17 protein-coding genes, 2 tRNA genes and 1 pseudogene are annotated in these 19854 nt (G+C 40.5%); 8 read left to right on the top strand and 12 right to left on the bottom strand.

Translation table 11 applies throughout. From position 1 onward, the window contains the following. Nucleotides 1-120 precede the first annotated feature (120 nt). Both L650_RS0120570 and L650_RS0120575 read left to right on the top strand, forming a co-directional pair. Nucleotides 121-777, top strand: coding sequence for an HD domain-containing protein (locus tag L650_RS0120570; protein ID WP_004589186.1), 657 nt, complete (start codon nucleotides 121-123; stop codon nucleotides 775-777). 1 nt (nucleotide 778) lies between these two features. Further along, entirely contained in the window at nucleotides 779-1207 is a 429-nt protein-coding gene (locus tag L650_RS0120575; RefSeq protein ID WP_029774249.1) for a VOC family protein, read from the top strand. Here the strand turns inward: L650_RS0120575 and L650_RS0120580 are convergent. Next, the gene (locus tag L650_RS0120580) at nucleotides 1204-2199 is read right to left on the bottom strand and encodes a two-component system response regulator (protein WP_029774250.1); all 996 of its coding nucleotides are present in this window, start codon (nucleotides 2197-2199) and stop codon (nucleotides 1204-1206) included. The genes L650_RS0120575 and L650_RS0120580 overlap by 4 nt on opposite strands. Before the next feature lie 9 nt (nucleotides 2200-2208). Continuing rightward, nucleotides 2209-5541: an MHYT domain-containing protein gene (locus tag L650_RS0120585; RefSeq protein WP_029774251.1), complete on the bottom strand. Its 3333-nt coding sequence runs from the start codon at nucleotides 5539-5541 to the stop codon at nucleotides 2209-2211. Nucleotides 5542-5850: 309 nt separating this feature from the next. Here L650_RS0120585 and L650_RS0120590 point away from each other — a divergent pair, with 309 nt between their 5' ends. Beyond that, nucleotides 5851-6501, top strand: a complete 651-nt coding sequence (locus tag L650_RS0120590) for a M48 family metallopeptidase (RefSeq protein ID WP_085065543.1) — start codon at nucleotides 5851-5853, stop codon at nucleotides 6499-6501. Between the two features lie 63 nt (nucleotides 6502-6564). Here the strand turns inward: L650_RS0120590 and L650_RS0120595 are convergent. Continuing rightward, a tRNA-Tyr gene (locus L650_RS0120595) sits at nucleotides 6565-6649 on the bottom strand. A 48-nt stretch (nucleotides 6650-6697) separates the two neighbouring features. Continuing rightward, nucleotides 6698-6782, bottom strand: a tRNA-Tyr gene (locus L650_RS0120600). A 112-nt stretch (nucleotides 6783-6894) separates the two neighbouring features. Here L650_RS0120600 and L650_RS0120605 point away from each other — a divergent pair. Then, nucleotides 6895-7422, top strand: a complete 528-nt coding sequence (locus tag L650_RS0120605; RefSeq protein ID WP_029774253.1) for a VC2046/SO_2500 family protein — start codon at nucleotides 6895-6897, stop codon at nucleotides 7420-7422. 190 nt (nucleotides 7423-7612) lie between these two features. Beyond that, nucleotides 7613-7915 carry a DUF6172 family protein gene (locus L650_RS0120610; RefSeq protein WP_004589192.1) on the top strand — a complete coding sequence of 101 codons (303 nt, stop codon included), beginning with the start codon at nucleotides 7613-7615 and terminating at the stop codon, nucleotides 7913-7915. A gap of 130 nt (nucleotides 7916-8045) precedes the next feature. Here the strand turns inward: L650_RS0120610 and L650_RS0120615 are convergent, their stop codons facing one another. The 3 genes from L650_RS0120615 to L650_RS0120625 all read right to left on the bottom strand — a co-directional run bounded on the left by L650_RS0120615 (nucleotide 8046) and on the right by L650_RS0120625 (nucleotide 9741). Continuing rightward, a complete protein-coding gene (locus tag L650_RS0120615; RefSeq protein ID WP_029774254.1) occupies nucleotides 8046-8525 on the bottom strand; it encodes a YchJ family protein in 480 nt (159 codons plus the stop codon). 42 nt (nucleotides 8526-8567) lie between these two features. Next, nucleotides 8568-9002, bottom strand: a complete 435-nt coding sequence (locus tag L650_RS0120620; RefSeq protein ID WP_029774255.1) for a SulA-like leucine-rich domain-containing protein — start codon at nucleotides 9000-9002, stop codon at nucleotides 8568-8570. Nucleotides 9003-9285: 283 nt separating this feature from the next. Continuing rightward, on the bottom strand, nucleotides 9286-9741 hold the full coding sequence (locus L650_RS0120625; RefSeq protein ID WP_024032355.1) for a tetratricopeptide repeat protein: 456 nt from the start codon (nucleotides 9739-9741) through the stop codon (nucleotides 9286-9288). 117 nt (nucleotides 9742-9858) lie between these two features. On the opposite strand from L650_RS0120625, the pseudogene L650_RS0120630 reads away from it, so the two are divergent. After that, a pseudogene (locus tag L650_RS0120630) lies at nucleotides 9859-11156 on the top strand (NCS2 family permease). 251 nt (nucleotides 11157-11407) lie between these two features. Here the strand turns inward: L650_RS0120630 and L650_RS0120635 are convergent. Further along, nucleotides 11408-12166 carry a hypothetical protein gene (locus L650_RS0120635; RefSeq protein ID WP_024032356.1) on the bottom strand — a complete coding sequence of 253 codons (759 nt, stop codon included), beginning with the start codon at nucleotides 12164-12166 and terminating at the stop codon, nucleotides 11408-11410. 293 nt (nucleotides 12167-12459) lie between these two features. On the opposite strand from L650_RS0120635, the gene cysB reads away from it, so the two are divergent. Continuing rightward, on the top strand, nucleotides 12460-13437 hold the full coding sequence (gene cysB / locus L650_RS0120645) for an HTH-type transcriptional regulator CysB (RefSeq protein ID WP_024032357.1): 978 nt from the start codon (nucleotides 12460-12462) through the stop codon (nucleotides 13435-13437). 70 nt (nucleotides 13438-13507) lie between these two features. Here the strand turns inward: cysB and L650_RS0120650 are convergent, their stop codons facing one another. From L650_RS0120650 to pabB, 3 genes are all read right to left on the bottom strand, one after another. Continuing rightward, nucleotides 13508-14884: an L-serine ammonia-lyase gene (locus tag L650_RS0120650; RefSeq protein WP_004589403.1), complete on the bottom strand. Its 1377-nt coding sequence runs from the start codon at nucleotides 14882-14884 to the stop codon at nucleotides 13508-13510. A gap of 102 nt (nucleotides 14885-14986) precedes the next feature. Beyond that, a complete protein-coding gene (locus tag L650_RS0120655; RefSeq protein ID WP_029774256.1) occupies nucleotides 14987-15550 on the bottom strand; it encodes an NUDIX hydrolase in 564 nt (187 codons plus the stop codon). A gap of 6 nt (nucleotides 15551-15556) precedes the next feature. Next, nucleotides 15557-16903, bottom strand: coding sequence for an aminodeoxychorismate synthase component I (pabB, locus tag L650_RS0120660; RefSeq protein WP_029774257.1), 1347 nt, complete (start codon nucleotides 16901-16903; stop codon nucleotides 15557-15559). Between the two features lie 169 nt (nucleotides 16904-17072). Here pabB and L650_RS0120665 point away from each other — a divergent pair, with 169 nt between their 5' ends. Continuing rightward, on the top strand, nucleotides 17073-18599 hold the full coding sequence (locus L650_RS0120665; RefSeq protein ID WP_004589406.1) for a fumarate hydratase: 1527 nt from the start codon (nucleotides 17073-17075) through the stop codon (nucleotides 18597-18599). 37 nt (nucleotides 18600-18636) lie between these two features. On the opposite strand, the gene L650_RS23965 is transcribed toward L650_RS0120665, so the two are convergent. After that, nucleotides 18637-19854 (bottom strand): IS3 family transposase gene (locus tag L650_RS23965; RefSeq protein WP_128081078.1). Its coding sequence is split into 2 segments (ribosomal slippage), with 1219 coding nucleotides annotated over them: nucleotides 18637-19520 and nucleotides 19520-19854; the frame shifts between segments, so codons are not numbered across the junction. This gene is flagged as partial in the annotation.

The raw sequence follows: 19854 nt of genomic DNA on the forward strand, positions 1-19854 counted from the left end.
GGCTAGACGATGATTACCGCTCAACCCTGTTGGAGTCTGGGATTAAAATGCGCTAGCCGTGTGTAAAGCGCGTTAAAGTACGGATAATTCTCATATAAATTAGTTTTTTGGAACATCACTGTGGCCAACACTGCTTTAAGCCCTGAGTTACAACAGCTTGATTCTCAATGTCGCTCATTTATTACTTCGTTAATACATGCCGATGTAGCACACGACATAACGCATATTGAACGCGTAGTGCGTGTTGCCATTCAATTATGTCACGCCGAGCAAGCCAATATGAATATTGTTTTGCCAGCGGCGTGGATGCACGATTGTGTTGCAGTGGCAAAAAACCACCCTGATAGAGCAAAAGCATCTACTATGGCGGCAGATAAAGCCATTGCGTTTTTAAAATCAATTAACTACGACGCATGTTTGTTTGATGATATTCATCATGCTATTGCTGCCCATAGCTTTAGCGCCAATATAGCGGTTAAAACTGTAGAAGCGCAAATCGTGCAAGATGCCGATAGAATGGATGCACTCGGTGCAATAGGCGTTAGCCGTTGTATGAAAGTAGGGGGCTCTATTAGCCGCTTACTGTATAACCCTGATGACCCATTTTGTGTTAACCGCGAAGCAGATGATAAAACCTATACCCTTGATCACTTTTTTATTAAATTGCTCCATATTGCTAAGAGCATGAATACGCCCTCAGCTAAAGCTGAGGCAGAGCGACGCACAGAGTATATGTATGCGTTTTTAGAGCAGCTAAAATCAGAAATTGGTCAATAATATGAGTGCTCCTTTATTATCGGGCATTGATCATTGCCACCTTAATGTTGAAAACATCCAAGAAGCGCTAAAGTGGTACAAGCAGGTACTAGGCTTTAGCGTAGTTGAAGAGCTTGCCTTTTGGGATGAAAATGGCAAAGGGCCACTCACACTTGAAGATAGCGCAAAAACAACGCGTTTAGCGTTATTTGAAGGACAAGGGCGAAGCAAAGGTATTGCGTTTGCAGCCACCGGTGCACAGTTTATTGGTTGGGTTGATTATTTAAATGGCTTAAACATAAAAACTGTACTGGCTGATCACGATGTAACGTTTTCGCTTTATTTTAAAGATAACAGTGGGAATAGCCACGAAATAACCTCTCATGACTACCCGCACATAAAAGCGGTATATGGTGATGTAAAACAAGGCTCGCGCACGCGCAATACTTAGTGTTGCTCTTGATATGCGTTTTTAATTGCGATTATAGCATCGAGCTTATTTACAAATAAATTGATGAGGTGGGGGTCAAAGTGTTTACCCGCTTGTGCTTGCATATGCTCAAGCGCCTCTTCTACACCCCAAGCCTCTTTATACGGGCGTTTAGAGGTAAGGGCATCAAATACATCTGCAATAGCCACAATACGCCCTTCAACCGATATTTGTTCGCCTTTTAAACCATTAGGGTAGCCACTGCCATCCCACTTTTCGTGGTGCTCTATAGCCAGTTTATGGGCAAGTTGTAATAGCGGTGATGAGGAATTTGCTAAAATTTGCGCGCCAATAGCCGCATGCTGTTTCATGTGGTCAAATTCGTCAGGGGTTAATCGCCCAGGCTTTAATAAAATAGCATCCGGAATACCTATTTTACCTACATCGTGCATGGGGGCTGCTTGGCGAAGTAGCTCTGCTTGTTGGTCACCCATGCCAAATTCTAATGCTAATAATTTACTGTATTGGCTCATCCTAGCAATGTGCTCGCCAGTGTCTGTGTCTTTATACTCTGCAGCGCGGCCTAACCGATGTACTAAATCAACATGGGCTTGCTTTAATTGCTCGGCTTGTACGAGCGATAAATGCGTTTTAACACGTGCGCGCACAATCGCAGGGCTAATAGGTTTAGTAATGTAATCAACAGCACCGAGTTCAAAGCCTTTAAACTCATCGCTTTCATCGCCCAAAGCCGTTACAAAAATAATTGGGATATGCGAAAGCGCGGGTGTGCTTTTAAGTATTTCGCAGACCTCAAAGCCATTCATATCGGGCATCATGATATCGAGTAATATAAGTTTAGGCTGTTCTTTTTCCAGTAGCGCAAGTGCTGCAGCGCCCGATTTAGCAAAAGACATACGGTATTGATTACCTAATACTTCTCGCATGACTTTTAAGTTAGCAGGTTCATCGTCAACGATTAATATACGTGGTTTGTCGTTGCTAAAATCCATTCAATATTCTCATTCTTGGGTAAACTCTTTAATTAGACCGTCTAGCACGTGTTGCGCCTGATCAAAGTCAAATTCATCAAATGCGTTTACAACCTCATTTATTTGAGTTTGTAAGTGTGCAGGGGCGTTATTTTCAAGCTGCGCAAGCAAATCATCGTTGAGCTCGGCGCTTTGCGCTTCATGGTGCAGCGTTTCACACAGTGACTTTAATTCAGCCGCGCTTAGCGTGTTTTTTTGCTCAGTATTTTCACTCTCAGCAGGCGTTATTTGTGCGCATTCATCGCCTGATATTAATTGCGTTATTGTCTCTAACTCGTCTTTTATTTGTGTTACTAACGCTTTAGATTGCTCAGAAGTTTGCTCGCGCTCTAAATTGGCTAATAAAGTCATTAATGTTGTTAGGCCTAAATTACCAGCGACCCCTTTAAGGGTATGTATCAGGCTATTGGCGTTTTTAATCTCAGATAACTTACTGTTAAATAAAATATCAAATCGTTTATTGCTGTCATTTATAAATTTGGCAATTTCGGTTAACTGCTTGCATTTATTACCCCAAAGCATCACACCTTTTTCAAAGTCGATGTGTTTAGCCTCAGGGTCTGATTGGCTAATAACCATATCTTTAGCAATACCTAAGCCAAGCACCTGAGCAATTTCTTGGTTAAGCTGATTTATATCTATCGGCTTATTAGCAAAGCCGTTCATGCCGGCACGTTTAGCTGTGAGTTTATCTTGTTGTAGGACGCTTGCCGTTAACGCAATAATGGGGGTAAATTTAAGCTGCCTTTGCTTTTCTATGGCTCTAATTTTTGTGGTTGCTTCTATGCCATCACACTCAGGCATATGAATATCCATTAAGATGACATCAAAATCTTGTTTCTCGAATATTGCAATAGCCTCTAAACCGTTGTTTGCTTTGCTTACCAAATGTTGATCTTTAGAAAGTAATAACGAAAGCAGCTCGGTGTTTTGCTCAATATCATCCACCACAAGTACCCTTAGCGATGGTAATTGAGTGTGCAGGCCATCGAAATGGTCTATTTTTTCTGCATCGCCTTGTTTAAGCGGTAAAGAGAAGTAAAAGCAGCTACCTTTGTTTTCTTCACTGACTAGGTTTATAGTGCCGCCCATTAGCTCTACTAATTGTTTACTAATGGTTGTTCCAAGGCCTGTACCGCCAAAGCGACGAGTAGTGGTGCCATCGGCCTGAACAAACGGCTGAAATATAGCTTTAACACGGTCTTTGGCAATACCTATACCGGTATCTTGCACTTCAAAAAAGAGCTGATCAGTTTGCGTAGTACTTACAGTGAGCTCAACCGAACCTTGCTCGGTAAATTTAATGGCGTTACCGATGAGGTTAGTTAAAATTTGCCTTAACCTATCTGGGTCGCCATAGTAAGTTGTGGCAACAGAGTCTTTAATATTCAACTTTAAACGCAAGTCTTTCTTTTTTGCTTCAAGCCAAAATGTCGAAATAATGCTATCGAGTACTTGTTTTAAGCTAAAGTGAACGGGTTCAATAGTTAGCTTTCCGCGCTCAAGTTTTGCGGTATCAAGCACTTCGTTAAGTAACCTTAATAATGAACGCGCCGCATTATTAACTGTAACCAAGTGCTTTTGCTGTTCTTGGTTTAGCGGAGTGTCCATCAGTAGGTCGCTAAAACCGATAATAGAATTCATCGGCGTGCGGATCTCATGGCTCATATTAGCCATAAAAGATTGCTTAGCGTGCGCTGCTTCTTCAGCTTGCAATTTTGCCTGCTCAAGTTTGTCTTCGTATTCTTTTTGTTCTGTAATATCAATCAATACCCCATCTATCCACTGCGGGTTATTATCTTTATCACAGGTAATACTGCCTTTATCTAATACCCAGGCAACTTTGCCGTTACGGTGGCGAATACGATACTCTACCGAGTACTTTAAACTTGAAGTCATGGCTTGCGCTACGGCTTCGTTTACCGTTGGCTGATCTGTTTTCAAAATAAGGTCGTTAAGTTCAATGCAGCTTTCTGTGAACTCTTCTGGCGTGTACCCTGTTAGTTCAGCCACTGTTGGGCTGATAAATAACATGCTCCAGTTTTCGTCGTACTTACAGCGAAAAGCAGCGCCAGGCATATTATCCATTAAAGAGCGGTACTTTTGCTCTTTTTCAATAAGGCTTTGCTGCATAGCGCGTTGTTCGGTTAAATCGGTGATAAAGCCAACATATAACGGCATATGGCCTGGCTGATTAACTTCCCCTATACCTAAGCGAATAGGAAAAAGGTGGCCATCTTTGTGTTTGGCAGACACATCCCTATTTATACCAATTACTTTTCCTAGATCTACATTTTTGGCGTGAGACAAATAGCCATCATGGTGGCGAGCGATTTCATCGGCCATCAGCATTTTTACATTATGACCTTGAACTTCGTTTTCTCGCCAACCAAAAATTTTGCTGGCCGCTTCGTTAAAGCTCAAAATAATGCCGGTGTGATCTATAGTCACAATGCCATCAATAGCAGTGCCTAAAATAGCATTTAGTCGAGATTCATCCGCCGATTTTTCCTCAAGCAGTAAGCGGTATCTAACCATGCCATTTATAACTGCAATGACACAGGTTATAGCAACGGTCGCGGTAGCTACGGCAATAGCCACAAAAGCAAGCTCAGTGGTTGACTCTTGATAATCGGGTAAAAGCGGAGAGGTTGCAACAAAGCGGGTAGCAGCCATACCCATATAGTGCATACCTGCCACCGCTGAGCCTAAAATAACAGCGGTAATAGAGCGCGCTTGCAGTTGTGATAAATTAGGTAGCAAACGCGTTAAATGATAACGCGTAAAAAGTGCTATGAACGATAAACCAACAGCGACCACAATTGATAAAGCAAATATGATTGCATCGTAACGTAGTAACGGGGCCAGCTCCATTGCTGCCATGCCGCTGTAGTGCATTGTACCAATGCCTGAGCCTAGTAAAATAGAGCAAATAATAAGGTGTTTGTATGACCCTTGCGATTTTACTAAAATCGAAAAAGCGTACTGACATGCAATAAACGCCGGTAAAAAAGACAAAACGGTAATGATTGGGTCGTAGTGTATTTCTGTGCATAACGAAAAGGCCAACATACCTATAAAATGCATACTCCAAATACCGGCCGATAAAACAGTGGCACCGGTCACATTGGCTAAGCGTTTATAGCTTTCGAATTGCGTTTGCTTTGCTACATCAACCAACCAGATCGTAAAAAAGGCAGCAAAAATAGCGGTAATGACCGATAAACTAACCAGTATAGGGTTATATGCACCGTTGATAATGAGGCTCGGATCGTGGTCGGTTATAAAAAATGCAGACAGCATAGTGGCTCAAATTAGTATCTTTATTGAACTAGTTTAATAGATTTATTATATAAATAAACTGTTAATCTAATAATTTATATTATAAATCAGCGAGGTTACTTTTTAGCATTAAAGTATTAACATGCGTAGCGTACTTTATTAATAAGACGAGATTTTGCGTAAATAAAAATAATAATAAACACTGAGCCCATTTATTTATCGCTAAATAACTGCATTGATTAAATAAGGCTTTATAATACGCTTTTATTTATATTTAGAGCATACACCTTGTTTGAGTATCAGCTAAAACGCAGTGCAAGGCGTAAAACAGTGGCAATAAAAGTTAGCCAAAAATTAGTTACTGTTTATGCGCCTACACACGTGCCAAAACTACAAATAGAACAATGGCTGTTTAGTAAAAATGAGTGGGTAACTGCGCAATTGCATAAACAACTTAACGCCATTGATACTCAACAACACCCGTTTAAAAACCAGCAAATAATGGTTTTTGCTAAGCCATATACCATTACTTTTGCAAAAGGGACACGCTCGCATGTTCAGCAATCCGATAGCGTATTTACTATTTACACTTCTAATCGAGTAAAAAAACAGCCTGAAAAACGCAAGCAGTTACTTTGCCTTGCCCTTGAAGAAACGCTAACAAACTACATTGAAATGCGTTTAGCTTATTATTGCCAACAGATGTCAGAAGCATTACCGACTAAATTGACGATTGGAAGTTATAAACGTAAGTGGGGGAGTTGTAATTCTCGGCGAGAGCTAACCTTTAGCCTTAACCTTGTTGGGGCACCTCATCATATAATTGATTATGTTATTGTGCACGAATTGGCTCATTTAAAGTATTTGAACCACAGCAGCGCTTTTTGGAAGCACGTAGCTAACTTTTATCCCGATTATAAATCTGCATCAGCATGGCTTAAAAACCACGGGGCAACATTACAGTGGGTATTTGATAATTAGTCTAAAAATGAAGTTTTAAATAGTAATGAAAAAGATATAGAAAAGGATACTGAAGATAAGAAGTGGTGGAGGGAGCTGGATTCGAACCAGCGAAGGCTGAGCCGTCAGATTTACAGTCTGATCCCTTTGGCCGCTCGGGAACCCCTCCACACTATTTTGTTACATTTGGCCCCACTTAACTTAGCGGTAAGAAAAGTGGTGGAGGGAGCTGGATTCGAACCAGCGAAGGCTGAGCCGTCAGATTTACAGTCTGATCCCTTTGGCCGCTCGGGAACCCCTCCAATGCAACGGCGCTGATAATAGCAAACTGCGTATTTAAGTAAAGAAAAAAGCTAAAGAAATTTGAAATAAAGCCGATAAATATCTATCAGTTATCATAATCGGCTAAAGACTATGCAAATCGATGATTTGTTAATCACAGAGAGTCAACTAAAGACTAGGCTAAATAAAAGTGTGCATGAAAATCGCAGAGGCGAATTCTCACTTTTATTAGCGATGCTATCGCACGATGCGCTGGATTTTAGTCAATTTCACTTGCCAAAAAGTGAAACGCATAGTGCTTATGTAGACGAAGAACAGTTAAGGGAGCGCTTTGGTGCTGGACCAAAGCAATTATTAGCTCCCGAAAAATTTGATATGACCATAGGGCAAGAGCACGCGTCGGTGATTGTTCAACAAGGCGAGCAAGCAGGCATGAAAGCAATAAAATTAAGCCACTGCTTAAACCCTGAGCCACTAGCGATTAGAGATGACAAGTTACATATCCCTTTAACAGTAATCGATAATTGTGAACTATCAGTACGCAGGCGCTTAAATGACACGCACACCGCGCTTGCAAGTCCACAAATGGACGCCGCAGCATTTTATGACGATTTAACTAATGAGGCTATACATAAGCCATTGCTTGTTGCTAACGCATAAAAATAATTTAACACTTGTGCGTTTTAAAAGCCTAAAACACCTTATATTTAATAACCGGTTATGCAATAAAATAGAACAATTCTTTTTTTGTTTAAAAAAAGCATCCACAAATTAAATGCAATTGCTATAATGGCTGCAAATGGTATGACTTGAGTGCCATTATCATTAAATCAAGGTAATTAGGAACGTAATGAAGAAAACATTTACGCTAAATCATGAGAAAATCAAATACCCTCGTATGGTTGATGCTGCAAAGCATGAAGTGAAAAAATATTTGAAAAGAGAGCGCAATAAAACGCTACCTGTTGAAGCTGATTACTGGGCGTTTGACTGTAAGTTTGGCACCAGTGCCGATGATGCCGAAGTTGTTCACGTAGCTGAAATTAACAACAAGATCAGCGAAATCGAAAAGCAGGCGCTTACTTCATTCTATGTTGAGATTTTAGCTAGACCTGCGCAGCGTGAATCGTTCGATCTAGATGATGATGAATAAACCAATAGCAATATTGTAGAAAATGGACCTAGATGGTCCATTTTTTGTTTATGGCAGTTATTAACATGTTTAGTGGTATAGAGTAGCGCTTAAATAAAAAGCTATTTTTATGCTAAGTGTTTAGCTTATTTTATACACTGTGACACTTTTTATATTTTTTACCGCTTGCACATGGGCAGGGGTCGTTTCTGGCAACTTTTATATCGGCGACCGGATTAATAATACCCTCTAAATAACGCCATTCACCGTCCTCTTTTATAAAGTCTGATTTCTCATCCAACTCACAATATAAGTTTTGGTAAAAATAATACGCGTTAAAGGCAACATAACCTCGCTCATCACTTTGCTGCGTATCGCGCACAACTAATTTTACAAAGCGGCAGCTATTGGCAAAGTCAGCAATTTCATTTACTGGGTTTTGTGCTTGTTTTTCTTTGGCGTAAGTTTTAAATACATAAGATGCATTTTTTAATGCATAAGCACTAAAGCGCGAACGCATTAGTTGCTCAGGTGTTGCTGGGGTTTTTATATCAAGATGATAAGGCTGGCAACAGTCGCCATAATTAAGCTGACTGTTGCATAAGCAAGCGCTAGTACTGGTTACACTCATAAAATACTAATTAACATAAATTAAAAATGTATTTTACCAAGCTTATTGAGTAAGTGATATTGCTGTAGTGCTGGTTTTTTTAGTAAAGCAAAATAGCTTAGCGCTTCTTTTGTTTAAATTAAGCGATAAATTAACAAGCTGCTGCTCACTTACTATATCGGTCCACGTAATAATGGCTGCAAAGTTACCATTATGAAGTGCTGAATTAAGCACATACTCTAAATTTACTAAATGCTTTTGTCTTATTACAAGCAGTTTACTGGTATCTATAGAGCAGCTATCTAGCAAGGCTTTACTAGGCACATGGTCGGGCGCAATCAGTAAGGTCCACGCGTTAGAGCTATTGTATTGGTGCAACACTTTTAGCATTTCAAACGTAGCAGAAATTTCATCTTCTACTTTTATTAAGTTTACCGACTCACTTTCATTATGTTGTTGGTAGCTTTTAACGGTTCTTACGGTAATTGGCTGTAGCATAGGTCTCACTCACTGGGTTTATATACAGTACGTGTATACAGTAGTTTATACAGTTGTTGTGTGCAAGCGTTTTTTGTTATTTTTTATACAATTAATTGTTTTAAAAAATAAACAATAAAAATAACACTTTAAAAACAAACGGTTAAAATTTAAGGCGTGTAGGTGAAAGCTGAGGGTGTTTGCAGTACTGTATAAAGTGTAGCAGCGCTATACAGTACTTAAGGGATGGCTATACAGTTATTTCAGTGTGTTTTACAGTGCTTAGCTGTTAGCTATACAGTAGTTAGTCATTTTTTGGGATTAAGTGGGCAAACTGAATTTGGTGGATTTGCTCATACAAACTGGCTGCATAGCATTGAGCGTCTTTAAGACGTTTGGTGTCGATATATTTTCTTAAATCATTTAAAGCAGCGGTTGCCGGTTCGTAGCCTTGGCTGCTGGCTAAACTTAACCATGCTGCTGCGTGAAATACGCTTTTTGGTACGCCTTGGCCTTTGACAAAAAATAACCCTAAATAAAACTGGGCGCGATGATTTCCGGCCATTGCGGCAAGGCGCATCCACTTAGCTGCCAACGGTGCTTGGTTATGCTTTAAATAATACAGTGCTTTGTTAAGTGTTGTTTGCTCACTTACATCACTATTGTTTTCAGCGCTGTGGTTTGTAGGCTGTGTTACAAAATCTAAAATATTGTTTAATTGCTGCTCTAAGTCTTGTCCGCTAGGTTGAGTCTTATTCATATATTTTCTTTTTTATAGTTTCTACGTCAACAGTTTAGTATATCGCAAGGTAAAATGTCCTGTTTATACTTAATTTTATGGTAAAATTACGTCACTTTTTACTATCACAAGTCTATTATGCTCGAAGCTCTATTTAAACTCCGCGAAAATAACTCCAATGTGCGACGCGAAAGCATTGCTGGAATCACTACTTTCATTACTATGGTTTACATTGTATTTGTAAACCCTGCAATGCTTGCGGAAGCAGGCATGGATCAAGGTGCTGCATTTGTTGCTACCTGTATTGCGGCTGCTATTGGCTGTTTTATTATGGGATTGTGGGCTAATTACCCTTTAGCACTTGCGCCGGGCATGGGTTTAAACGCATTTTTTACTTACGGTGTTGTACTGGGCATGGGTTATAGCTGGCAAGCTGCATTAGGTGCGGTATTTATGTCTGGTTGTATATTTTTAATATTAAGTTTGTTTAAGGTCAGAGAGTGGATAATTAATGCTATTCCTTTGGTTTTAAAGCAGGCTATTGCCACTGGTATTGGTGCGTTTTTAGCGTTAATTGCGCTTAAAAATGCAGGCATTATTGTTTCAAGCCCAGCTACATTAGTACAGCTTGGCGATATTACTTCGGCAGGTCCTTTATTAGCTATTTTAAGCTTTTTTGTCATTGCTGCTTTGCTTTATCGTGATATAAAAAGCGGCGTACTTATTAGCATTTTGCTAGTAACGGGCATTGCGTTAAGCCTCGACTTAGTTGAGTACCACGGCGTAATGTCAATGCCACCGTCTATTTTACCTACCTTCATGCAACTTGATTTTGCAGCGGCCTTTGAGCTTTCTATGCTGAGTGTAATTTTTGCGTTTTTGTTTGTTGATTTATTTGATACATCAGGCACGTTAGTTGCGGTAACTCAAAAAGCAGGCTTAGCCGATGAAAAAGGCAATATGCCACGTTTAGGTCGTGCTTTAAGTGCTGATAGTACAGCTACTATTGCGGGGGCAATGTTAGGTACTTCTACCACTACTTCTTATATTGAGTCTGTAGCCGGTGTATCGGTTGNGTTGGTGGGCGTACTGGCTTAACAGCTGTTGTTGTGGGTATATGCTTTTTACTAATGATGTTTTTTGCGCCGCTTGCGCAAATGGTGCCGGCTTATGCAACAGCGGGTGCTATTTTATACGTTGCGGTATTAATGCTGCAAAACCTTAAGTTTGTAAACTGGGATGACATGAGCGATGCAATTCCGGTAAGTGTGGTACTACTTATGACGCCGCTTACATTCTCTATTGCGCACGGTATTGCTCTTGGTTTTATATCGTACACTGCGGTTAAAGTACTGTGTGGTAAACGCGATCAGGTTAGTATTAGCGTGTGGATTCTAACAGCGTTATTTATTATCAAGTTTGCATTTTTATCGTAATAGCTAATACCCATTCTTTTAACTAAGAGGCTTAGTTTGAGGGTGGGTAAACATTTATTATTTAGTGGCTATCACTCATTGCCACTGCATTGTTATACCTTGCGTATCTATGTTGTGGTAAATGAGCGTTTATAACGAGGTTAGCGCTAGGTAGTGCCTCAAAATACGTTAGTATTTACCCATTGGTAAAAGCTTAACAGATACAAAAAAGCCCATACATTATGTATGGGCTTTCTTTTGGGTATTTAAAATTACCATTTCTTTTTAGGTGCAAATAATACGTCTAAGTCATCTTGCTCTGCTTCTGCTTTTTTCTTCAAGGCAGTGGCATTTGATGCTTTTAGTTCGGTGCTTATTTCTTCTAAATAGGCTTCAACTTCTTGGCGTTTTGCGTTTACGTATTCATCAGAATAGGTAACGGCACTAAGTGTGGCATAGGCTTTTTCAAAATATTGCCTAGCAGAGCCCACCATGCTCGCTGAACGAGCAGATAAACCGCGTTTAATTTGGCTTTCTATATTAATTCTAAGTTGTAACTTTTCAAGGCGTTTATCTTCTGCTGCAAATACTTGGCTATCTACACGGCCTTTACTGTGCTCAGAGCGCATAATAACTCTAAGCTTTTTTATGCCCTGAATTAACGAGACTAACTGCTTATCGTTACTTGGTAACGATAAATTGTCGCTGCTATTACCTTGTACTGCACCACTTAGCTTTTCTTTAGCTTCGTTCATTCTGCTTTTTAATGCTTTAGAATTAGGTGAATGGTTCACCATAGCGTTTAGTGCTTCGTAACATCTACGTTGTAAAACGCGTATAATGTTTTCAGAAAGCGGTATATTAGCGCTATTCATAAGTGCTTCTTCGGTTTCTTCAATTATCGCTTTTTGTTTTGTTAATTCTTTGCGACGTTCAATTTCTTGCTTTTCTTTATGCTGCTGTACAGCGCTTACCCACAGTGCAATCACTATCAGTGCCACTATAAGCACAATTATAATCGAAACGATCATGGCTTAATTCTCGGATTCATAATCTATTTTTTTATATTACATCAAATATATGCTTTGAGGGTAGCTTTGCGCTGATTAACTTAAAAATATGTTAAAAATTAGATATAAGAATAATGTATTATAAGTTGAACCTGAATAAACATCGCTATCTGCAGCGGGTTTATTATGCTAGCCTTAATGCTTAAATAATGAAAATATACGTGCTTACTTTGCCAAGTTTTAACTAAATTAAACTTGGTTTTGCTTAGTATTACCATCATATAAGCTTAATAATAACGTTAAAAACTGCAACCATGAAATTACAACAACTTAGATACATCGTAGAAGTTCAAAACCATAAGCTAAACGTATCAGCAACTGCTGAGAGTTTATTTACCTCACAGCCTGGTATATCTAAACAAGTGCGCATGCTTGAAGATGAGCTAGGTGTACAAATTTTTGGCCGCAGTGGTAAGCATTTAACGCATGTTACAGGTGCCGGCGAAGAAATAATTAACATTTCTCGCGAAATTTTATCTAAAGTCGAAGGTATAAAAGCGGTTGCTAATGAGCACACGCTGCCTGATCAGGGTAAACTAAATATAGCCACTACACACACGCAAGCTCGTTATGCTTTGCCTAGTGTTATTCAGGGCTTTATGAAAAAATACCCAGCTGTTTCGCTGCATATGCATCAAGGTACACCACAACAGATTTCTGATGCGGCAGCGCGCGGTGACGCAGACTTTGCCATTGCAACTGAAGCACTTCATTTATACTCAGATTTAGTTATGCTGCCTTGCTATCATTGGAACCGCAGCATTGTGGTGGCAAAAGATCATCCTCTAGCACAAAAGGCCGACAATTTAACGGTTGCCGATATAGCGCAGTATCCGCTTATTACGTATGTATTTGGGTTTACTGGTCGCTCTGAGCTTGATAAAGCATTTAATGCGCACGGCCTTGAGCCGCACATTGTGTTTACTGCAACCGATGCCGATGTAATTAAAACTTATGTAAGGTTAGGGCTAGGTGTAGGTGTCGTCGCTTCAATGGCCGTTGATCAATTAAGTGACACAGATTTAGTGTGTATTGATGCCAGCCATTTATTTGAAGCTAGCACAACTAAAATTGGCTTTAGAAAGGGCAGTTTTTTACGTACTTATATGTATGACTTTATTGAGCGTTTTGCCCCGCATTTAACTAAAGAGCGAGTAGAGCGAGCAAGCTTATTACGTAATCAAGAAGATGTTGATGCGTTATTTGCCGACATAGAACTGCCAGTAAAATAGTAAGACTTTAATTATATAAATACTAAAAACCGCGTATTGCTAAAATACGCGGTTTTTTGTTTTTATACGCTTAACATTCAATAATGTTTACCGCTAATCCACCGCGTGCGGTTTCTTTATATTTGGTTTTCATGTCGTTACCAGTATCGAGCATGGTTTTAATCACTTTATCAAGCGACACCTTTTGCTCGCCACTGCCACGTATTGCTAGGCGAGAGGCATTAATTGCTTTAATGGCGCCCATGGCATTGCGCTCAATACACGGTACTTGTACCAATCCGCCTACAGGGTCGCAAGTTAGGCCTAAATTATGCTCCATGCCTATTTCGGCGGCGTTTTCAACATGTACTACATTACCACCAACAATTTCGGTGAGTGCGCCGGCAGCCATTGAACAGGCAACACCGACTTCACCTTGGCAGCCTACTTCTGCGCCCGAAATAGAGGCATTTTTTTTGTATAAAATACCAATAGCCGCTGCGGTTAATAAATAGCGTGTGGCTATGTCGCGGTCCACTTCTTTAATAAATGTGTGGTAGTACATTAAAACGGCCGGCAATATACCCGCAGCACCATTTGTTGGCGCCGTGACTACGCGCCCACCCGCGGCATTTTCTTCATTTACAGCTAAGGCAAATAAATCCACCCAATCCATTGCTCTGAGTGGGTCATTACTCACTTCTACATTTAGCTTTAAATACAAACTAGGTGCACGGCGTTTAACTTTTAAACCACCTGGTAAAATTCCCTCGGTGCGCATGCCACGTTCAATACAGGCTTTCATTACTTGCCAAATATTAAACAGCTCGTCTTTAATATCGTCTTCTTTGCGCAGCGTTTTTTCGTTATGCATCATTAAAGTAGATACACTAAAGCCTGATTCTTTACACAGCTCTAGTAAATCTTTTGCACTTTCGAACGGGTAAGGAGCCGGGTTTTGTTCGCGTATATCAAGGGCTGCTTGTTTTTCGTTTTCAAATTCTTCATCGGTAACAATAAAGCCGCCGCCAATAGAGTAGTACACTTTGCTATATACTTTTTCGCCATTGTTTGAGGCAATAATTTCCATTGCATTAGAGTGCTTAGGTAAGGTTTTGCGGCGATGAAAAACAATAGCCCCTTGCTTAGGAAAGTTCGCTTTATGGGTTTGGTTGAGGTATATCACTTGCTCTTTTTCAATGGTGGCAAGGATATCGTCAACTAAATCGGCATCTATTGTTTCTGGGTCGTAGCCGGCAAGCCCTAATATAACGGCTTTACCAGAACCATGGCCTACGCCGGTTTGACCCAGTGAGCCATAAAGCTCTACCTTTATATCGGTAACAGAGGTTAAAAGTTGTTGCTCTTGTAGGTCATTAACAAATAAGCGCGAGGCACGCATTGGGCCAACGGTATGTGACGACGATGGGCCAATACCAATGCTAAACATATCAAATGCACTGATCATACTATGGGTCTCTACTTTATTTACTCAGCCCGAAAGCTGTTCTTTGAACGGTCGAGTATCATAACGTTAATTCTATATTATGTAACTATTTAGCCGTAAGTTTTACACTGGTAGGGNAAAGTTTTTTATAATACTAGCCGTTGCTCCCCACAGTAATCCGTGCGGCGTACTAAACCCTTGCAAGGTGATGGTTTTGCCAAAACGTTGAAAAGGAATGGGTTGCCAATTTGCCTCGTTTGAAAGCTGGGTAAGTGACAGTAAAAAGCTAGCTTGCACTTCATTATAATCGTTCTCCCATACTGTGTGTTTATCAAGTAAACCCACAAATGGGCTAATGCTAAAGCCTGTTAGGGTAGAGTATTGTGGCAGCTGCCCGAGCACTTTAACATTACTTGGCGCTATATTAAGCTCTTCGTGTAATTCTCGAAGCGCTGTGGTGCGCAGGTGTTTATCGCTTTGCTCAAATTTACCGCCGGGTAAACAAATTTCCCCAGGGTGATGATGTAAATAAGTAGGGCGTTTGCACAATAAAATATGCGCGTGGTTATCAACATCAATAATAGGCAGCATAACCGCACTGGCACGCTTTTTACGGGTATCTTTTATTTGATTTGGCGCAGCAGTAGGGCTTAGCTGAAACCGCGCCATAATATGTTCACTATTCAAAGCGTTCTACTGTTTTAATAAAGGAAGTATTTTATTCACTTTATCGTATGTTTCTTGGTATTCCAATTCGACTTTAGAATCAGCGACAATACCACCACCGGCCCAGCAATAAATGTGTTTGTTATGACAAACCAATGTACGAATTGTAATACTGGTGTCCATATTACCGCAGGCGCTTAAATACCCTATAGAGCCACAGTAAATACTACGCCTATGAGGCTCTAGCTCTTCAATTATCTCCATAGCTCTGATTTTAGGCGCACCGGTGATTGACCCACCGGGGAATGCTGCTTCAAGTTGATCAACACACGTTTTGCTCTCATCCAGTTCTGCCGTTACGGTACTCACTAAGTGATGCACTGCCGGAAAGCTCTCAATAGCAAAAAGTGAGGGCACCTTTACAGAGCCAGGTTTTGCAACCTTACCTAAATCGTTACGCAGTAAATCAACAATCATTACATTTTCTGCGCGGTCTTTGGTTGAGTTTTCAAGGGCTCTGGCTTGCTGTTGGTCGGCGATTGCATCTGCCATGCGTGGCAAAGTGCCTTTGATGGGTTTTGTTTCAACTATATTGTCGTGAACTGCAATAAAGCGCTCTGGCGATATTGATAAAATGGCGCCACGTGGGTGGTTAATAAAGCTAGAAAATGGCGCTTTATTAGCCTCACGTAATACTTTGTAGGCTTGGAAAGGGTCGCCTTTAAAACCGGCACTAAAGCGCTGTGCTAGGTTGATTTGATAGCAATCACCACTTTTTAAATAATCTTGTATTTGCGCAAATTTGTCAGCGTATTCATGCTCACTCATATTTGAGTGCCAATCGCTGGTGAGCGAAAACTGTGCTGGTACTATATCGTTTGCTAAATATTGCTGGTAAAGCGCTAAACGATTCACTTCAGGTTGAGAAACGTAAAACCAGCTTTGCTGGTGTTTATCAAATATCAGCGCATCTAAATAAAGGCCAATGGCCATTTGTGGCAACGTTATATCGTGTTTTGCCGTGCGTGGCATGTACTCAATAATACGCCCTAAATCGTAACCAAAATAACCAAGCCAGCCGCCATTAAAAGGCAGGTTATTAGCGGCTTTTTGCCCGCTAAGTTTACTTAGTTCTTCGTTCATTATTGTAAAGGGGCTACGCGAGTCAAGCTGCTGATTAAATACGCTTTGATTATTGTTTACTTCTAAAATAGCGTGAGGCTTTATCGCAATAATATCAAAGCGACTATTTATGTGCTCGCTATTGGCTGAGTCTAGTAATACGGCATAGGGTAAATGCGCAAAATGCGCGAAAACATCAATGCAGTTTTGTGTTATGGCTAATTTTACACAATTTTTTTCATTGTTTAGCATTTACTGCCCCTTTAAGAACTGGCTCGAAACGGGCTGGGAGGGTATCATAAGTCAAATTTTTTTGGCAGCGTTTAGTATCAAATCTACGTTGTAATTAAAACAGTGCAAACCACCGTCACCGGTTTGGTATAGATTACGCTTAAGCGTAACGCTAACTTAAGGAACCACTATGAGTACAATCCGTCAGCAAGACTTTATTGATAGCATTGAAGATGCGTTGCAATATATCTCTTTTTATCACCCCCTTGATTTTGTTCAAGCGCTAGAAAAAGCCTACAACAAAGAACAAAGCAAGGCTGCAAAAGATGCAATCGCGCAAATTTTAATTAACTCGCGTATGTCGGCTGAAGGCAAGCGTCCATTGTGTCAAGACACGGGTATTATTACCTGTTTTGTAAAAGTAGGGATGGATGTTAAGTGGGATAAAACAGATTTAACCGTACAACAAATGGTTGATGAAGGCACACGTCGCGCATATTTAAATCCAGATAACCCACTACGCGCTTCTATTGTAGCTGACCCTGCTGGCACACGTAAAAACACTAAAGATAATACCCCTTCAGTTGTACACATTGATTTAGTGGCGGGTGGCGAAGTAGAAGTAATGGTTGCAGCGAAAGGCGGCGGCTCAGAGAACAAAAGTAAAATGGTTATGCTAAACCCATCTGACGATGTTGCTGCATGGGTAGAAAAAACGCTACCGACAATGGGCGCTGGTTGGTGCCCGCCAGGCATGCTAGGTATAGGCATTGGTGGAACCGCCGAAAAAGCAGCGGTAATGGCAAAAGAGTCGTTAATGGACCCGGTTGATATTCATGAGCTTATGGAGCGCGGTGCAGAAACAACGGAAGAAAAACTGCGTTTAGAAATTTTTGAACGTGCTAACAAACTAGGTATTGGCGCGCAAGGTTTAGGTGGTTTAACAACGGTTGTTGATATTAAAGTAAAAACAGCGCCTACGCATGCGGCATCAAAACCTGTTGTGATGATCCCTAACTGTGCTGCTACGCGCCACGTACACTTTACACTAGACGGCTCAGGCCCTGCAGATTTAAAAGCACCTAAACTAGAAGACTGGCCAGAAGTGACGTTTGAAGTAGGTGAAGGAACTCGCCGTGTTAATTTAGATACGTTAACTAAAGAAGACACCCGCGAGTGGAAAATGGGAGAAACTGTTTTACTCTCAGGCACTATTTTAACAGGCCGTGATGCTGCTCATAAACGCTTACAAGATATGATCAATTCAGGTGAAGGTTTACCTGAGGGCGTTGATTTTGATAATAAGTTTATTTATTACGTTGGCCCAGTTGATGCTGTAGGTGATGAAGCCGTAGGCCCTGCAGGCCCTACTACCGCAACACGTATGGATAAATTTACCGATATGATGCTAGAAAAAACCGGCATTGTAGGCATGATAGGTAAAGCTGAGCGTGGTCCTGCTACAGTTGAGTCGATTAAAGAGCATAAATCTGTTTATTTAATGGCGGTAGGTGGTGCGGCATACTTAGTATCTAAAGCAATTAAAAAAGCACGCGTGGTTGCCTTTGAAGATTTAGGTATGGAAGCAATCTACGAATTTGAAGTAGAAGATATGCCAGTTACGGTTGCTGTAGACAGCGAAGGTGCTAACGCACACACGCAAGGCCCTGCAATTTGGAAAGCTAAAATTGAAGAGCTAGACGGCAAGCTTAAATAAAGGTTTATGTGTCCCGTCCTGAAATAGGTTGACGGTTTTAATGAAAGGCTTGGTGCGAAAGCGCCAGGTCTTTTTTATGCACTTGATTTGGTGTTTTCATATCCAAACTTAAGTGCGGTCGCATTTCATTGTATATAAATATCGATTCTTCAACGAGCTGTTTTAACTCTGCCATATTGCGACATTTATACAGTAAAAACTCTTGCTTTAATATCCCGTTAATACGCTCTGCTAATGCGTTTTGATAACAGTCATACCCATCGGTCATCGATGGTCTAATGCCCTCTTTTAATAGCGCATTTTGATATACTTCAGAGCAATATTGTAAACCTCTATCTGAATGATGAATGGCATCACGTTTATATACGCGTTGCTTAATTGTCATTTCTAATGCTCTGACTACATCGGTTGCTTTCATTTCATCACTCAGCTCATAACCCATTATTTTTCGACTGTAAGCATCAGTGACTAACGATAGGTAATGCACGCCTTGCGCTGACTTTACGTATGTAATGTCACTAACGAAGACTTCCTCGGCCGCAGTAGGCATGTATTCCTTTAGTAAATTGGGATGCTTGCGCATCCAATGGTTACTGTTTGTTGTTTTAGTGTAATTTTTCTTTGGTTTTACAAGAAAGTCATGCTCTCTCAAATAATCAAAAAAACAATCACGACCTAGTTTAATGCCACGCTCTTGCAGGTCTGGCTTTATCATCAGATAAAGTTTCTTCCCACCAATACGAGGCATGAATTGCCGCCAGTACATCACTAATTCTTTGACTGGCTCCAATTCTTTATTCCGAGCATCTATTCTGCGCATAGCTTGATAGTAACCTTGTCGCGTTACGCCATATGCACGGCATAACGGAGTAAGCTTTATTTGATGGTTTTCTTTTGCGCGCGTGATAGCTCGGATATGTACTTTTTTCGCAAGCCCGCTCCATATTCTTCATCCATAATATTAATCATTTCATCTTTGATTAAATCCTTTAGGCGTAACTCTTCTATCTCGCGCTCTAAACGTTTAATTTTTTGTGCTGGGGTTTCTTTCGATTTAGGCATGTTGGCTATATAAGTTGGTTTAGACCAATCTAATTTACCATGTTTTCGCAGCCATACCAGAACGGTACTGCGGCCTTGAATACCGTAATGACTTTGCGCTTGTTTATAGGTGAAGTCGCCTTTTTCTACTTGCTCAACAATAGATAATTTAAAGCCTAATGTATAATCTCGCTGAGTACGCTTAACGTCTTTA

This window comes from Pseudoalteromonas sp. TB51 (assembly GCF_000498055.1).
In the GTDB taxonomy this organism is placed as follows: Bacteria; Pseudomonadota; Gammaproteobacteria; order Enterobacterales; family Alteromonadaceae; genus Pseudoalteromonas; species Pseudoalteromonas atlantica.

Excerpts from the sequence above, each read along its gene's own strand:
- L650_RS0120575 (WP_029774249.1), top strand. The coding sequence starts at position 779 with ATGAGTGCTCCTTTATTATCGGGCATTGATCATTGCCACCTTAATGTT.
- L650_RS0120580 (WP_029774250.1), bottom strand. The coding sequence starts at position 2,199 with ATGGATTTTAGCAACGACAAACCACGTATATTAATCGTTGACGATGAA.
- L650_RS0120585 (WP_029774251.1), bottom strand. The coding sequence starts at position 5,541 with ATGCTGTCTGCATTTTTTATAACCGACCACGATCCGAGCCTCATTATC.
- L650_RS0120605 (WP_029774253.1), top strand. The coding sequence starts at position 6,895 with ATGCAAATCGATGATTTGTTAATCACAGAGAGTCAACTAAAGACTAGG.
- L650_RS0120610 (WP_004589192.1), top strand. The coding sequence starts at position 7,613 with ATGAAGAAAACATTTACGCTAAATCATGAGAAAATCAAATACCCTCGT.
- L650_RS0120615 (WP_029774254.1), bottom strand. The coding sequence starts at position 8,525 with ATGAGTGTAACCAGTACTAGCGCTTGCTTATGCAACAGTCAGCTTAAT.
- L650_RS0120620 (WP_029774255.1), bottom strand. The coding sequence starts at position 9,002 with ATGCTACAGCCAATTACCGTAAGAACCGTTAAAAGCTACCAACAACAT.
- L650_RS0120625 (WP_024032355.1), bottom strand. The coding sequence starts at position 9,741 with ATGAATAAGACTCAACCTAGCGGACAAGACTTAGAGCAGCAATTAAAC.
- L650_RS0120635 (WP_024032356.1), bottom strand. The coding sequence starts at position 12,166 with ATGATCGTTTCGATTATAATTGTGCTTATAGTGGCACTGATAGTGATT.
- cysB (WP_024032357.1), top strand. The coding sequence starts at position 12,460 with ATGAAATTACAACAACTTAGATACATCGTAGAAGTTCAAAACCATAAG.
- L650_RS0120650 (WP_004589403.1), bottom strand. The coding sequence starts at position 14,884 with ATGATCAGTGCATTTGATATGTTTAGCATTGGTATTGGCCCATCGTCG.
- pabB (WP_029774257.1), bottom strand. The coding sequence starts at position 16,903 with ATGCTAAACAATGAAAAAAATTGTGTAAAATTAGCCATAACACAAAAC.
- L650_RS0120665 (WP_004589406.1), top strand. The coding sequence starts at position 17,073 with ATGAGTACAATCCGTCAGCAAGACTTTATTGATAGCATTGAAGATGCG.